The sequence below is a fragment of the Staphylococcus sp. GDH8C109P genome (assembly GCF_017893405.1).
Classification (GTDB): Bacteria; Bacillota; Bacilli; order Staphylococcales; family Staphylococcaceae; genus Staphylococcus; species Staphylococcus cohnii.
Genome location: NZ_JAESMX010000027.1, coordinates 70690 through 85620, shown reverse-complemented (window position 1 = coordinate 85620; position 14931 = coordinate 70690). Strand labels below are relative to the sequence as shown.

Sequence of the window (14931 nt, the reverse complement as noted above, 5' to 3'; positions counted from 1 at the left end):
CATGACAGAATTTGATTTATCAACTCGAGAAGGTCGATGGAAGCATTTTGGTTCAGTTGATCCAATCGAAGGTACAAAACCAACCGTTAAAGAAGAAATGACAGATTTACAAAGCACGAATAAAAACTACTTATTTGAAATTGAAGAAGTAGGCATTAAAAATCTTGTATACCCCGTATTAGTAGATCGTTTCCAAACAGCTGGAAACTTCAGTTTTTCAACTAGCCTTAATCAAGATGAAAAAGGTATAAACATGAGCCGCATTCTAGAAAGTGTTGAAAAACATTACGATAACGGCATTGAATTAGATTTTGATTCTTTATACCGACTTTTGCGTAGCTTACAAGAACGCATGGAACAAAATGCTGCTGGTGTTGATGTGTCAGCTAAATGGTTCTTTGACCGTCACAGTCCAATCACGAATATCAAAGCAGTAGGTCATGCAGATGTGACATATGGTATGGCGATAGACAAAGATAGTATTACACGCAAAGAAATTACACTTCAAGCTGCAGTTACAACATTGTGTCCTTGTTCAAAGGAAATTAGCGAGTATTCGGCACATAACCAACGCGGTATCATTACAGTTAAAGCTATTTTGAGCAACGAAGCTATTTTAACAGATGATTACAAAGAAAAAATCTTAGATGCAATGGAAGCCAATGCTAGTTCTATACTTTATCCTATATTAAAACGACCAGATGAAAAAAGTGTCACGGAACGTGCTTATGAAAATCCAAGGTTTGTTGAAGATTTAATTCGACTTATCGCAGCAGATTTAGTTGATTTTGATTGGATCGAAGGTTTTGACATTGAATGCAGAAACGAAGAATCTATTCACCAACATGATGCTTTTGCAAAAATAAAATATAGAAAATAGCACTCATAACTACAAATCAATATAGCAAGTCATCAAAAATTAGGCTACTGAATTTCTAAATAATATAGAAATTTAGCAGCCTATTATTTTTGATTCTAACTTTGTTTTATTTTCAAAACATTTTCCGAACAATTAAACTTTCTATAGTTACTAAATAATGTTATTTTTCTCCAAATTCATTACTTAAATTTGTAATAGTAAAATTTTAATGGTTCATTTAAAAATACCACCACTAAATATCCCCATCTGCAACTAATTATAAAATAATGTATATTAACTGTTAAATTTTATTAATGTTCTATATACAATTTTCATATTAAAATAATGACAGTAGTAGTTTATAATTAATTTTTATTTTGATGTAAGTGGTGAAATCAATAAAATGGATTATACTTTAAAAACATATCATGCGAAGCATGTCCCTATAAGTCAATTAAGCAGACCACATTTTCTGCATGTTTTTTTAATAACAGAAGGAGCATTTATGGCTTTGAAACACACTACTTTCCATCATTTTAAAGTAGGTGACGTATTTCATATCCATGACTATGAATCCATTAAGCAAATCTCTTTTAACGGTAGTTTAATTTGTCTTTCACTAAATAATTTTTACTATTATCAATACTTTCAGCAACTAAATTTTGATGCGATTGAACATATATCGATTAAAAAAGAGAGACGCGTCCAATTTTTAGATATAATTGATGCGATTCAACATCAATCTATAAGTAACTTAAACGAAGCCATTAAACATTTGATTAAAAGTATTCAATATTCTGAGTATCATAACTCGCAAAGTTCTGAAATACAATGCAGTTATAAAACATCTTTAATTAAAGATGTGGTTCAATATGTAAACACACATTTAACCACTAAAATAACTTGCAAACAAATCGCTAATTATTTTTTTGTAAACAATAGCTTTCTATCGAGAGAATTTTCAACATTGATGAACTGTAAATTATCTCAATATATTACGTCATCTAAAATTCATGCTTCCGTATGCGATTTGCTTAACGGTGATCATTTAAATATCGTACAACAACGTTACGGTTTTCGTACTCAAAATGAATATTGCTATCTTTTCAACAATGTTATTGGTTGCCATCCTTCCGATATTCAACCCCATACAAAAAGTCGGTCAGAAATTCAACATTTAAAATTCGATTTTTATCAACAATTTCAATCTAACGCATAAAAGTAAAATATTAAAAGTGTGGTGACAACATGAATACTATTATTTATGAAGAAAAAAGAGGGTTGATTAATAAAGTGGTGAAACAAAACTTGAATCTTACTATTTCCGAATTAATCATTTTGGATAAATTACTCTATCTCAATAAAAATAAAATAAATGCTATTGAATTGAAAAAGTTATTACAAGTCCAAAATTCACCTGTTTCTTCACAAATCAATCATTTTATCGAACTTAATCTTTTAAAAAAGTCTCGAGATCAATCTGATGAAAGATGTATTTATTTGCATGATATCAAGTTAGCAGAAATTAAACAGCTGATTGAACAGTATCATTTAATTGTTGATTCAATACTTCACAGTAGTGCTTAATTCATTACCAACAACATAAGAGCGCATATAAAATCAAATTAACGTTTGATTTTATATGCGCTCCAAAAGCCTTTAGATTATGTACATCGTAAGATACAACTTCTATTATAATCTATTAATCAAAAATAACTTCACATTATTTCAAATGTTCATACGGACTATTTTTTACAAACGAAATAATTTGATCAACAAATAATCTCGAACGTAATTGAAACTCCTCATTATCCAAATAATAAGTACCATCATCTAATTTATTATAATCTGTATCATGTGTCGCAATCTGCGTTGGTACTGCGATTCCAAGTAATGAACGTACAATCAAACGTAAATGAGACAGTGGTTCAGAACTTACAATACCACCACTGTTGCCGATTAATCCCACTGGTTTCATTTTAAAATCATCCATCGTTAAATGATCTAATGCATTTTTTAAAATACCGGAATATGAACCATGGTAGTTTGGTGTTCCTAATACAAAGAAATCTGCATTTCGCGCTTTAGTTTGTAATAATGTTAAATTATTTTTATATACTTCACTTGGCGAAGATACGCCAGAAACGTCCAATTGATGAATTGGATGTTCTGCTAAATCAAAAATTTCTACCTCAAAATATTGGTCTTCAAAATGACCTTTTAAATAATGGGCTAAGGCATTCGTATGCGAACCCATTTTAGCACTCCCTATTATGATTAATCCTTTCATCTACACTTTCACCTCATGCTATGATTTGTTATTTTCTCTAAGTAGTTTCATTATCGCTTTACCCACACCGCTTTGTTCATTAGAATCTGTTTCATACTTTGCGATTGCTTTCACTTCTGGTGCCGCATTTTCCATAGCGACTGAATAACCAACACGTTCCAACATTGAAACATCATTCATATTATCACCAATTGCCATAACATTTTTCATATCAATATTTAGACGCTCTGCAATCGTGTTTAAAGCAATACCTTTTTGTGCATCTGAATGCGTAATTTCTATATTTCCACGTGATGAAGAAGAAACTGCCAAACTTTCTGATTTTGCTAATGTTTCACTAACTCGATCAATTTTTTCTAAATCACTATCAAAAGCTAATATTTTCATTACAATTTCACCAGGTGTATCTTGAATTTTGTCATAATTATCAACTACTTTTAACGTACCGTTATCAATACGTTTTTGAATTCCACTTTTTATTTTTTCCACATCTGCTTCTTGTCCTGCACGTTGTGCAATATCAATATAAATTTCTAAGTCCCGCAATGGATTTTCAGTATAGATGCCTAAGTTCGTATACACTTGATAGAAAATGTTTTCTTTATTTAATGCTTCAGTAATTCGATTTATAAGTTCTCTGTTTAAATTTGAAGTGCTCATAATATTAAATGATTCATCTCTTACTTCTGCACCGTTCAAACAAATATATGGCACTTTTAAATCTGTTTGGTTGATTGGTGCATTTGCCTCATAAAATGCACGTCCAGTAGCAATTACTACAGTGATACCTTGTGATTGTGCATATTTGATAGCTTGGATATTGTCTTCTGATACTTCATGTGCAGCGTTCAATAACGTACCATCCATATCTGTTGCAATTAAATTTATCATTGGCTTACCTCGTTTCTACTTTATCTCAATAACACCTGTTTAATGACACATTTATCATTTGCCATAATTTTGTAACACATTCATATTTTACCAAAAGTTTCACTATTTGTATTATCCTCTGTTCGTATGATTTTCTTCTTTTGTCTAATGTCTTTAAAAAATGCCTTCAATAATTGACCACATTCCTCTGCTAATACACCTGTAGTAACTTTTGCGCGATGGTTAAATCTCGATTCTTGCAAAAGATTCATCAAACTACCTGCACAGCCACCTTTTAAGTCTTGTGCCCCATAAATCACTTCGGGAATACGACTCATAACGATTGCGCCTGAACACATCACACAAGGCTCTAAAGTAACATAAAGTTTGCAGGATGCTAATCTCCAACTATTAAGCTGTTTGGCAGCCTTTTGTATCGCAAGATGTTCAGCGTGTGCAGTAGGATCTTGGCTGGATTCTCGTAAATTGTGCGCCCGTGAAATGACTTCATTATCTTTCACGACAATGGCGCCTATTGGTACTTCTCCGATAGCACCAGCTTTTCGCGCTTCTTCTAGCGCAATTTTCATATAAAATTGGTCAGTATACATGTGTCTATCACCTCACATATGGTACAATATTTATTGTCTATTTTAACATTGGAGCGGTAAAAACATGAAAAAACAATTTATTGCTGTTGAAGGACCGATCGGTGTCGGTAAATCTTCACTAGCACATAAGCTTAGTCAAACCTTTAATTATTATGAAGAAAAAGAAATTGTAAATGAAAATCCTTTTTTATCCGATTTTTATGAAGACATTTCCAAATGGAGTTTCCAAACAGAAATGTTCTTTTTATGTAATCGTTACAAACAATTTCAAGATCTTGAAGCAATTCAAACTGGTATCGTAAGTGATTACCATATTTATAAAAATAAAATATTTGCAAATAATACTTTAACACCTTCTGAATTCGATAAATTTTCTAGAATTTACGATATTTTAACTGAAGATTTGGAAATGCCAAATGCGATTATCTTTCTAGATGCAGATTTAGAAGTATTGAAAAAGCGCATCGCATTACGCAATCGTAGCTTCGAACATCAGATAGAAGACGACTACTTACTTAATTTAAAACGTGATTATAATGCATATTATCGTTCATTAAAAGCAGATGGTGAAAGTGTGATTCGAATAGATACGACTGATTTAGATTTCATGAAGCAAGAAAATGATTATAATTATATTTTAAATTTAGTGCAACCATTGATTGGAGGAAAAGATGATGAATAAATACGGTATCCCTCAAGATGCTGTGATAACAATCGCTGGTACAGTCGGCGTTGGAAAATCAACATTAACGAAAGCTTTAGCACAAAGATTAAATTTCAAAACATCTTTTGAAAATGTTGATCACAATCCTTATTTAGATAAGTTTTATAATGATTTTGAACGATGGAGCTTTCATTTGCAAATATATTTTTTAGCTGAGCGTTTCAAAGAACAAAAGCGTATGTTTGAATACGGTGGTGGTTTTATCCAAGACCGTTCAATATATGAAGATGTTGATATTTTTGCTAAGATGCATGAAGAACAAGGCACAATGAGTCCAGAAGACTTTAACACGTATTCTGAACTATTTAATGCTATGGTCATGACACCTTACTTCCCAAAACCAGATGTACTTATTTATTTAGAATGTGATTATGATGAAGTGATTGATCGCATCAAGCAACGTGGTCGCCAAATGGAAATTGAAACAGATCCAGAATATTGGCAAAAATTATTCAAACGTTATGAAGACTGGATTAGTGAATTCAATGCGTGTCCAGTTGTAAGGGTGAACATCAATGAATATGATTTACATGCAGATCCAGAATCCTTAAATCCTGTCATTGATAAAATCCGTCACATCATTGAAACGTATCGCAATGTAGATCAACGATAATATTTTCACTGTTTGAAAATATTAAAAAAACTACAATACTGCGCTATAAAACAGCTTTTGTAGCGCACTATAAGGAGTCAGACAACGAAGTCATTTTAAATAAATTAGCTCTGGCCCAACTTCAACAAGATAACTTATTTACCTGAGCTGTCGCTCATGCATAAGTCCCACTAACCCAACAAGTTGGGAAGTGGGACTTTATTCAATATGTTTACGATATATAATCTTTTCTATCTCATCTTCATCAACATATTTACTATAATAATATTCGTCTGTTTGGTCGAGACCAAATGTACTTGCTTTATCTTCATCTTCAGTTCCAATATACAATTGACCCTCTACGTCTTGATACAAATCAAAAATAGCACCACTATATCTCGCTTCTTGATATAATTCATAAAGTTCATCAACATCGTCTCTGGCTACATGTTTATAATATAGTGTATGCGCAGCGTGACGATATGTTTGTGCTTCAAAACCATGTTCTGTAGCTTGTTCATCCTCAGTGACTAACAATACTTCATTACTTACAATTTCTACCACTTTATATGTTTCTCCACGATAAGTTGCATATCTTCCATCAATCATTCAATCACCCCATATACGTTTTATACAAAAAGAGGTTGAAACATAATGGCTTCGTACCAACCTCATTTCATATTGACAGTAGATGACCGAACTGAAAATGCGCTTTAAATCAAGCTTTTTCAATTCTAGTCATTCTTACGCGGTGGGATAAAATCTATTTAATAAAATTAGATTTCTGCCCCACTCCTATATTTTGTGCCGTTCTATTATTATAATATATCGACGACACTATTTGCTGTTTCAAAAATATAATCCGCTTGATTAAAAGATTCTTTTAAACCAACACCTGTTAACACTGCAACTTTCAACCCTAATTCGGCATTGATACCAGTTTGGATATCATTCGCAGTATCACCTATAATTGCTACATTTTCAGGCTCAACATTATATCTATAAAAAAGCGGATTCAACACTTCCGGATTGGGTTTTTCAACAGCATCCGCTTCGGTAGAAATGACAATATCGAAGTAATGGTCGAATTGTGTGTATTCCAAAAATTGCTCTACCCCTTTTTTAGAATCACTTGTCACAATACCTAATTTGTAACCTCTTTGTTTTAACGTATCTAATGTTTCGCTAATGCCTTCGACTAAAACATTTTCTGGCACCCTATTATCAACAAGTACTTGGCTTCTTTGTTGAGCCCAACTTGTTACATCTTGATTTGCAATTTTACAAAATGCCTCAATCATTTCATCTAATGCTCCCGACGCCATAATCGTACCTGGTTGAATTTCACCATCTATGATACCTAAATACGCGTAGCTTTCATCTATATCAGCAATCGAATCCTTATATGTTTCCATAAAGTCATCAACGAGTTGCAACCCTATTTTCATCCAACTGCGATCAAAATATATGATTGTGCCATCTTTATCAAATAATATCCATTCCATGTTTTCAACAGCTCCTATGTTAAACAATATGTATCACTCAATTTACTACTTAATTTTAATATAAAAATCGTTCTTAAAACAAATAACTCAACTAACACACTGACTATGATCACCGTTTAAAAAACTATTATTTAGGTTATGACGTATAGTAATACCACAAAAGAGGTGAATACATTGACGCCTAATCATAATATTCAAATAGAAACCATTTCTTGCGACAGTGATGATTCGATTCCCAATAACCCTAGATATGCATTACTACTATATAAAAATGTAATCAAGCAAGAAGAGAGCCCTCTAGATATTTTATCTAAGAACAATTGGTCAAATGCTTGGCGTGGTGGCATATTTCCAATACATCATTATCACAGCAATACACATGAAGTACTTATCGTTGTTTCAGGAAAGGCCTCCGTACAACTAGGTGGTGAACTTGGCCCTTACGTTGATATACAACAGGGTGATGTCATTATCATACCGGCTGGTTTTGGCCATAAGCTTGTTCATAGTCATCATGATTTTGCAGTCATAGGTGCTTACCCCAATGGTAATGATTATGATTTTTGTACAGGGAAACCTGAGGAATGGCCACAAAATTTAGAGAACATCAAAAGCACAAGTTTACCTGACACAGATCCAATATATGGCAAGGGTGGTCCACTATATCAATATTGGCAATAAGTTAAAACATTGTTGTCTTAATGCTGATGGTTTTCAAACAAAAAAGAAGGAGCAAGACGCTGAAATCTTTGTTAAATTAGATTTCTGACTTGCTCCTTTTATTGTAATATCTATTGTTATCGATTTTTGATAGAACTTAGTATCTTGGCACGACTACTCTCCAGCCGTTTGGATCATCAAGTTTACCACTTTGAATACCAACATAGTTATCATATAAATTTTGAGTTATTTCTCCTGTTTCATTATTATTGATGACGATTTCAGTATAGCCGTATTTCAATTGACCAACTGGTGAAATAACCGCTGCTGTTCCTGTACCGAACACTTCAGTTAATTCTCCATTATGATGTGCTTCAATCAGCTCATCGATAGATACACGACGTTCTTCTACCTCATAGCCTAAGTTTTGCGCTAATTCAATGACTGTTTTTCGTGTAATACCTGGTAAAATACTACCATTTAATTCTGGTGTAACCACTTTGCCATTTTCTACAAAGAAGATATTCATACTGCCGACTTCTTCAACATATTTCTGCTCTACACCATCTAGCCATAGTACTTGATCATAACCTTGTGCTGATGCATTTGTCTGTGCTAAAAGGCTAGCTGCATAGTTACCAGCGACTTTTGCATGACCAACACCGCCACGGACTGCACGCACATATTCATCTTCCACATAAATTTTTGTAGGATTTAAAGAGTCACCGCCATAATAAGAACCTGATGGTGATAGAATGATCAATAATTTATATGAATATGAAGGTCGTACACCTAAAATACCTTCAGTAGCAAATACATAGGGTCTTATGTATAATGATTGACCTTCCCCTTCTGGCACCCAATCACGTTCAATATCTACTAATTGTTTCAAACCTTCTAACAAGGTATCTTCATCAACTTTAGGCATGTCCAGACGTGCCAACGAATTGTTAATACGTTTAAAATTTTCAGATGGACGGAATAAATCTACCTCACCATCATGTTTGTAGGCTTTCAATCCTTCAAATACTGCTTGTCCATAATGTAATGCTTGGGCTGCTGGAGAAAGCTCAATTGGTCCATAAGGCACAATTTTCAAATCATGCCATCCTTGATCAATATCATAATCGAAACTGAGCATATAATCTGTGAAATATTCTCCAAATCCTAAATTACTTGGATCCGGTTTTTCTTTAAGGGTTTCACGCTGTATCAATTTAATTTTTTCTGACATGACTGTTTCCTCCAATGTTCTATTAATAGGTAATACATTAAATTATACCAATCAGAATAGTTTCGTTCAATAATTTTCAAAAAATTTAAAAAATAGCAATGTCTTTATGCTACGCTAATTAAATCAAGGGTCACATCATATAAAAAGTTAGTACATAAGTAGCCTGATTTAAGTGAAAATATTCATATCTATAAATATTACTGTAGACATTCTCATTTATATACCGCAATTTATTATATAGAAATTAAGTTTAAAGTTTTCAATGATCAAATGTATTGAACAATGCGAAAGAAAGCATATTTTTAGTATAAAAACTTGTCAATTACAAATAAATTGCCACAGTGCTATCTTTTAAGAAAATAAGAGGACTGAAAGATTATAGGTTTGAAATATGTAAATCCCCCAGACAAGCATATCCAATCAAAATTGTAAAAATTTAAATATCAAAAAGCACTAACCGTAATGAATTAGCGCTTTTATTTTGAAAAAGGTTATTATAAGTTAATCATCGTTTCATCATTCATTCCAAAGATAATTATCTGACTTTATCTTTTTTCGAGATTTCTTTAAGCATCACTTCTGTCATTTTAGCCAAATCATATTTAGGATTAAAGTCCCACTCTGCTCTAGCACAACTAGTGTCAATACTATTTGGCCAACTATCCGCAATACCTTGTCTGTCTGGGTCAACTTCATAATTTAATTTAAAATCTGGGTAATGTTCTTGAATTGCCGCTTTGACCATTTCTGGTTCAATGCTCATTGCACTCAAATTATAAGCATTACGATTAATTAATTTCACACCGTCTGCTTCCATTAACTTGATAATTGCATCAACCGCATCTTCCATATACATCATATCCATAAATGTATCTTTAGCAATATAGCTTGTGTACTGTCCTTCACGAACTGCTTTAAAATAGATATCTACTGCATAATCTGTTGTACCGCCACCAGGCTCTTTAATATGTGATATTAATCCAGGGAATCTAACACTTCTTGTATCTACACCAAATTTATCAAAGTAATATTGACATAATAATTCACCAGCAACCTTATTAACACCATACATAGAAGTTGGTCGTTGAATCGTAACTTGTGGTGTGTTTACTTTCGGTGTTGAAGGTCCAAATGCACCAATTGAACTTGGTGTAAAGAACTGTAAATCACATTCTCGAGCTACTTCTAAAGCATTTAAAAGACCACCCATATTTAAATCCCATGCAAATTGTGGATTTTTTTCGGCCGTTGCAGATAATAGTGCAGCCATATGCATTAAAGTATCCGGTTTAAATGACTCTACGATTTCCGTCATTTTGTTTTTATCTGTAACATCTAAAATTTCAAATGGGCCATCAGCAATCGCTGAACCAGCTTCTGGCTCTCTAATATCTGTAGCAAGCACATTGTCATTACCATATAACTCTCTACATTTTACTACGAGCTCCGTACCAATTTGACCTAAAGCACCTGTAATCATTATCTTTTTCATAATCAAAAACTCCCTTGTTTATTACAGAAAATGTAATGTATTTTTGTAGTGGACAAACATCTAGTATTTATAAATATTATACTATAAAAGCGCTTTTTTGTATACCACGAGTGTACATAAATCGATTTGTTATAGTTTAATGATATTGCAGGTAAAAACTGATTGCTGTTAAGTTTTTATATCTCAATTCATGAGAAAACTTTATCATCTATTGATTTTGACATTTCCTTATGAATTTGATATAAAACAAACAAATACATTACGTGGAGATGATGATATGTTGCATAACAATGCTTCATTATTAATACAAAGCAATTACTATCTATAGTTTGATGCTTTGTTTAAAATTTCTTTTCACAAAGCATCTTTTGCTTTTAAGAATTATAATGTGAAAGGAATTTAAAAATTGGAAAAACAACTTTATCCATATCAATTTAACTATATCAAAGAACGCATCGCACATTTACTTAACGCTTATAAATCTGTAAATGACTTAAATACAATTACTTCAATAAAGGAAACAACCAAAGAAGACATTTATCAACAGTTTTATCAAACAGACGATACGCTGATTGAAGTTATTGAAAAATTAATGAATATACGCATTTCTAAAGCCCAAGTAGATAAGATATTAGCAATTTTGCAAACATATGTCAGACCATTTGAACACCCTTCAAAGAAGCAAGTTGAAAAAACTTTTCGTAAAATTAAAAAGCTTAAATCACCACTTATTAGCGATGAAATTCTTTTGGAAAGTACTTATATTGGATGGAACGATATCGCTTCAAACAGAAAATTCATCATCTATTATGACGAACAAGGACTACTAACTGGGTTTTATGGTGACATTGCTAACCAAACCGTTAAGGGTTATTGCGCAATTTGTAACAAAGAATCTAATGTCGCTTTATTTATGCGTAAACCCGTACTTCTGGTGATGGACAATATACCAAAAAAGGTGACTACATTTGTTTTGACAGTATTAAATGTAACCAACAATTGTCAGACATTACACAATTTCATCAATTCGTTGATAAAATACAGTCATAAATTTTATATCTAAACTAGTATGTTAACCATGCTAGAATATCAAACACAAAATAAGGGGTAATGAGATAGAGATCTATTTTAAAGAATAATATTTCGTCCTCCCCCCTGTAGCGATGCCTACATTTGAAAACATAACGCTAAAGCTCATGCATAAGTCCCACTTCTCAATTTGTTGAGTTAGTGGGACTTTATTTTTTTAAATACTCAATAAAAGTACGAATTGTTTGTTCATTAACGTGATCAACATTCGTTAAAGCTGTAAAATAAATATAATAATCAAACGGTGAACCAATGGGTAGCATCTCAATTAAACCATTTAATATAAATGGATCATCTTCTAGCATCAAACTCGATACAATACTTACACCCAATCCTTCAGAAACTGTTTTAATCAATACACTTGGGTTATTCGTTCTAAACACAATCTTTAATGGCCCATTCTCATCTTCAAATGCTTTAAAGTTATTATGATAAAAATTGCGATCATACAAGACAAAAGGAAACTGTTTAATCGATTCCATTTCAACCATGCTTTTTAAAGACAATTTAGATTTTTTAGGTACAATGAGTTTAAAATCAGTAGATAAATTTAACGAATGTGGGACAATACGATGACTAAAAGTTTCATTTTCAGTTTTTCCTATAAGCCCGATGTCTATCTCATTATTTTCAATCATTTTTATAATTTCTTGTCTATCACTTTCAAATACTTCTACGTCAATATGCGCATAGTCTTTTTTAAAATTTGATAAAGCTTTAGGTACAATTTTATTGAATAAAGTTGGTATGGTAGCAATTTTCAATGAACCTTTGATATTACTATGTAATGCTTCTACTTCAGATAATAAACCCGCCTGAGCTTCTAAAATATCTATAATCAAAGGTATAAGTCGCTTTCCAACCTCCGTCGGCAATGTCCCTTTGCGGGAACGACTAAAAATTTTATATCCTAACTCTGACTCCAAATTAGCAATAGACTGACTCATTGCTGATTGGCTAATATGCATAGCTTCCGAAGCATGAACAATAGATTCTAACTCATAAATCTTTTTTACGTACGATAATTGTTCAAAATTCATTATATCTCTCCTTGCATTAGTAAAACTTATGTAAACTTTAAAAATTCTAATTATACATTAGTATATATTATCTATTATAATAAATCATGGTTAAAAATTTATATTAAAGGACGGTATTAAATATGTACGATAAACTCTGGTCAAAAGATTTTATCTTCATTACAATTACAAACTTTTTAATGTATTTAATACATTATACATTAATCGTTACTGTCACTATATTTACGATTGATAAATACCACGCTTCGGAAAGCATGGGTGGTTTAGCAGCTGGTATATTCATCATCGGTATGTTATTTGGACGTTTAGTATCGGGAAGAATTATCGATAATCTGCAACCTAAAAAAGTATTAATATATGGTATTATTTTCTCAATCATCACTGTTGCTTTATACTTTGCAATCAACAGTCTTCTTATATTAATGATAGTAAGATTATTACATGGTATTGCTTTTGGTTTATCTTCAACTGCAACTGGTACAATTTCATCTAGAATTATTCCAGATAAACGTAAAGGTGAAGGTATTGGTTATTATGCGTTAAGTGTAACAACCGCTTCAGCAATCGGACCATTCACTGGTATCATATTAAATCAAAGATTTGGTTTCGAATCTATTTTTATCGTTAGCTTGGTAGTTATTATTTTCGCTTTTGTTATCTCATTATTCATCAAAGGATTACCAAAACCAGAACCGTCAACAACGGACAATGTACCTAAGCAAAAAGGACTTAGTGCTTATATCCAAAAAGAAGCATTACCAATATCCTTTGTTATCATATTCGTTGGTATCGCATATTCTAGTGTATTATCGTTTTTAACTGTTTATACAGAACAAATCAACCTTGCTACGGCATCTAGTTTCTTCTTTATTGTATATGCAGTGAGTACTTTTGTTACACGTCCGTTTACTGGAAAAATTTATGATCACTTCGGTGAAAATAAGGTGATGTACCCAGTATTAATTAGCTTCATGTTTGGACTCATACTTTTAAGTGCAACACATACAAGTTTATTATTGCTTATTTCAGCAATTTTTATTGGTATTGGTTACGGTACAATCATTCCAAGTGCGCAAGCTATTGCTATACAACAGTCGCCAGTAGAAAAAATTGGACTTGCAACTTCTACTTTCTATATGTTTGCAGATTTTGGAGCTGGCATAGGACCATTTATTTTAGGTGTGATCATCCCAATTATGGGTTATCGTAATTTATATATCACTATGGCTGTACTCGTTGTTTTATCTATAGTACTTTATTTCATTCTACATGGAAAAAAAGTAGCTAAAAACACCAGTTATTAATATTAAGCATATATAATCTAAACAAATCATTGATGTGCAAATAATTTCTTAAAATAAAAATTTTCAGTCACCGTATATTTTGGTCGTATTAATAAGGCAAGCAAACGAAATGCGTTTCCGTTTGCTTGCCTTATTTTTTGATGAATTTTTAATGCATTTCACTTTAAATCACAGCCAAACTGGCTTCAATTTCAGTTTTCTTCACTTCAAAATCGCAATCCTGTTGCTCTAACGGCTTACCTGTTTCGGCTATACTTTTGATACTTTCTGTTTGAAATTGCCATCCAGCAAAATCTAATGTAATATGCGGAAATTCAAAAGGTAAGTATTCGTAAAAAATGAGTTCTACATATGATTGGTGTTCATATAATTCAAATTTCACTTTCCCAATATCCCAAGTAAAACCAATCGCTTTATTTGCTTCAAAATGTGTAATACGCATTTCTAAATCTTCACTATCATCTAAGTGAAACAACATTTTTCCACCTTCTATTCGTTCTTGAAATGACAATTGGGGAAACCATTGCTGTATCCCTTCCGTGGTACTTAAATAATCAAAAATACTATGTGCGTCACTCTTAATCTTCAAATTTATTGTTTGATAAACACCTGATTGATCTTTAGCATATTGTATCGCCATTTTTCTCCTCCTAAAAAAATA

General features: G+C 32.2%; 16 protein-coding genes and 1 pseudogene. 8 read left to right on the top strand and 9 right to left on the bottom strand.

All coding sequences use genetic code 11. The annotated features are described in order from the left end of the window. Position 1 precedes the first annotated feature (1 nt). The 3 genes from folE2 to KA867_RS12975 all read left to right on the top strand — a co-directional run bounded on the left by folE2 (position 2) and on the right by KA867_RS12975 (position 2446). Positions 2-880, top strand: a complete 879-nt coding sequence (folE2, locus tag KA867_RS12985) for a GTP cyclohydrolase FolE2 (RefSeq protein WP_210138303.1) — start codon at positions 2-4, stop codon at positions 878-880. Positions 881-1364: 484 nt separating this feature from the next. Further along, positions 1365-2078, top strand: a complete 714-nt coding sequence (locus KA867_RS12980; protein ID WP_210138302.1) for a helix-turn-helix transcriptional regulator — start codon at positions 1365-1367, stop codon at positions 2076-2078. Positions 2079-2107: 29 nt separating this feature from the next. Then, positions 2108-2446 carry a transcriptional regulator, SarA/Rot family gene (locus KA867_RS12975; protein ID WP_210138301.1) on the top strand — a complete coding sequence of 113 codons (339 nt, stop codon included), beginning with the start codon at positions 2108-2110 and terminating at the stop codon, positions 2444-2446. 136 nt (positions 2447-2582) lie between these two features. Here KA867_RS12975 and KA867_RS12970 read toward each other — a convergent pair whose 3' ends face one another. The 3 genes from KA867_RS12970 to tadA form a co-directional block, all read right to left on the bottom strand. Continuing rightward, entirely contained in the window at positions 2583-3149 is a 567-nt protein-coding gene (locus tag KA867_RS12970) for an NADPH-dependent FMN reductase (RefSeq protein ID WP_103211207.1), read from the bottom strand. An 18-nt stretch (positions 3150-3167) separates the two neighbouring features. Next, positions 3168-4040 carry a Cof-type HAD-IIB family hydrolase gene (locus KA867_RS12965; protein WP_210138300.1) on the bottom strand — a complete coding sequence of 291 codons (873 nt, stop codon included), beginning with the start codon at positions 4038-4040 and terminating at the stop codon, positions 3168-3170. A gap of 80 nt (positions 4041-4120) precedes the next feature. Continuing rightward, the gene (gene tadA, locus KA867_RS12960) at positions 4121-4630 is read right to left on the bottom strand and encodes a tRNA adenosine(34) deaminase TadA (protein WP_210138299.1); all 510 of its coding nucleotides are present in this window, start codon (positions 4628-4630) and stop codon (positions 4121-4123) included. Positions 4631-4694: 64 nt separating this feature from the next. Here tadA and KA867_RS12955 point away from each other — a divergent pair, with 64 nt between their 5' ends. Then, positions 4695-5312, top strand: a complete 618-nt coding sequence (locus KA867_RS12955; protein WP_064263287.1) for a deoxynucleoside kinase — start codon at positions 4695-4697, stop codon at positions 5310-5312. After that, positions 5305-5967: a deoxynucleoside kinase gene (locus tag KA867_RS12950; RefSeq protein ID WP_107384018.1), complete on the top strand. Its 663-nt coding sequence runs from the start codon at positions 5305-5307 to the stop codon at positions 5965-5967. The genes KA867_RS12955 and KA867_RS12950 overlap by 8 nt, the downstream gene beginning before the upstream one ends. Positions 5968-6165: 198 nt before the next feature. Here KA867_RS12950 and KA867_RS12945 read toward each other — a convergent pair whose 3' ends face one another. Together KA867_RS12945 and KA867_RS12940 are read right to left on the bottom strand one after the other, a co-directional pair. Continuing rightward, entirely contained in the window at positions 6166-6555 is a 390-nt protein-coding gene (locus tag KA867_RS12945) for a hypothetical protein (protein WP_210138298.1), read from the bottom strand. Between the two features lie 209 nt (positions 6556-6764). Then, on the bottom strand, positions 6765-7451 hold the full coding sequence (locus KA867_RS12940) for an HAD family hydrolase (RefSeq protein WP_210138297.1): 687 nt from the start codon (positions 7449-7451) through the stop codon (positions 6765-6767). A gap of 165 nt (positions 7452-7616) precedes the next feature. Here KA867_RS12940 and KA867_RS12935 point away from each other — a divergent pair, with 165 nt between their 5' ends. Continuing rightward, entirely contained in the window at positions 7617-8132 is a 516-nt protein-coding gene (locus tag KA867_RS12935) for a cupin domain-containing protein (RefSeq protein ID WP_481906161.1), read from the top strand. Positions 8133-8268: 136 nt separating this feature from the next. Here KA867_RS12935 and KA867_RS12930 read toward each other — a convergent pair whose 3' ends face one another. Beyond that, the gene (locus KA867_RS12930; protein ID WP_210138295.1) at positions 8269-9345 is read right to left on the bottom strand and encodes a branched-chain amino acid aminotransferase; all 1077 of its coding nucleotides are present in this window, start codon (positions 9343-9345) and stop codon (positions 8269-8271) included. 535 nt (positions 9346-9880) lie between these two features. Then, positions 9881-10837, bottom strand: a complete 957-nt coding sequence (locus tag KA867_RS12925) for an NAD-dependent epimerase/dehydratase family protein (protein ID WP_210138294.1) — start codon at positions 10835-10837, stop codon at positions 9881-9883. A gap of 406 nt (positions 10838-11243) precedes the next feature. On the opposite strand from KA867_RS12925, the pseudogene fusF reads away from it, so the two are divergent. Next, a pseudogene (gene fusF, locus KA867_RS12920) lies at positions 11244-11887 on the top strand (fusidic acid resistance EF-G-binding protein FusF). Between the two features lie 188 nt (positions 11888-12075). Here the strand turns inward: fusF and KA867_RS12915 are convergent. Next, entirely contained in the window at positions 12076-12966 is an 891-nt protein-coding gene (locus KA867_RS12915; RefSeq protein WP_210138293.1) for a LysR family transcriptional regulator, read from the bottom strand. Positions 12967-13088: 122 nt separating this feature from the next. On the opposite strand from KA867_RS12915, the gene KA867_RS12910 reads away from it, so the two are divergent. Continuing rightward, positions 13089-14270, top strand: coding sequence for an MFS transporter (locus KA867_RS12910; protein ID WP_210138292.1), 1182 nt, complete (start codon positions 13089-13091; stop codon positions 14268-14270). A 163-nt stretch (positions 14271-14433) separates the two neighbouring features. On the opposite strand, the gene KA867_RS12905 is transcribed toward KA867_RS12910, so the two are convergent. Next, positions 14434-14910 (bottom strand): SRPBCC domain-containing protein, encoded by a 477-nt coding sequence (locus KA867_RS12905; protein WP_210138291.1) that lies wholly within the window; start codon positions 14908-14910, stop codon positions 14434-14436. Between the last annotated feature and the right edge of the window lie 21 nt (positions 14911-14931).

What these genes read in the sequence shown, in the direction of transcription:
- KA867_RS12910 (WP_210138292.1), top strand. Translation starts at nt 13,089, where the DNA reads ATGTACGATAAACTCTGGTCAAAAGATTTTATCTTCATTACAATTACA.
- KA867_RS12945 (WP_210138298.1), bottom strand. Translation starts at nt 6,555, where the DNA reads ATGATTGATGGAAGATATGCAACTTATCGTGGAGAAACATATAAAGTG.
- KA867_RS12980 (WP_210138302.1), top strand. Translation starts at nt 1,365, where the DNA reads ATGGCTTTGAAACACACTACTTTCCATCATTTTAAAGTAGGTGACGTA.
- KA867_RS12965 (WP_210138300.1), bottom strand. Translation starts at nt 4,040, where the DNA reads ATGATAAATTTAATTGCAACAGATATGGATGGTACGTTATTGAACGCT.
- KA867_RS12940 (WP_210138297.1), bottom strand. Translation starts at nt 7,451, where the DNA reads ATGGAATGGATATTATTTGATAAAGATGGCACAATCATATATTTTGAT.
- KA867_RS12930 (WP_210138295.1), bottom strand. Translation starts at nt 9,345, where the DNA reads ATGTCAGAAAAAATTAAATTGATACAGCGTGAAACCCTTAAAGAAAAA.
- KA867_RS12950 (WP_107384018.1), top strand. Translation starts at nt 5,305, where the DNA reads ATGAATAAATACGGTATCCCTCAAGATGCTGTGATAACAATCGCTGGT.
- tadA (WP_210138299.1), bottom strand. Translation starts at nt 4,630, where the DNA reads ATGTATACTGACCAATTTTATATGAAAATTGCGCTAGAAGAAGCGCGA.
- KA867_RS12905 (WP_210138291.1), bottom strand. Translation starts at nt 14,910, where the DNA reads ATGGCGATACAATATGCTAAAGATCAATCAGGTGTTTATCAAACAATA.
- folE2 (WP_210138303.1), top strand. Translation starts at nt 2, where the DNA reads ATGACAGAATTTGATTTATCAACTCGAGAAGGTCGATGGAAGCATTTT.
- KA867_RS12975 (WP_210138301.1), top strand. Translation starts at nt 2,108, where the DNA reads ATGAATACTATTATTTATGAAGAAAAAAGAGGGTTGATTAATAAAGTG.
- KA867_RS12915 (WP_210138293.1), bottom strand. Translation starts at nt 12,966, where the DNA reads ATGAATTTTGAACAATTATCGTACGTAAAAAAGATTTATGAGTTAGAA.
- KA867_RS12970 (WP_103211207.1), bottom strand. Translation starts at nt 3,149, where the DNA reads ATGAAAGGATTAATCATAATAGGGAGTGCTAAAATGGGTTCGCATACG.
- KA867_RS12955 (WP_064263287.1), top strand. Translation starts at nt 4,695, where the DNA reads ATGAAAAAACAATTTATTGCTGTTGAAGGACCGATCGGTGTCGGTAAA.
- KA867_RS12925 (WP_210138294.1), bottom strand. Translation starts at nt 10,837, where the DNA reads ATGAAAAAGATAATGATTACAGGTGCTTTAGGTCAAATTGGTACGGAG.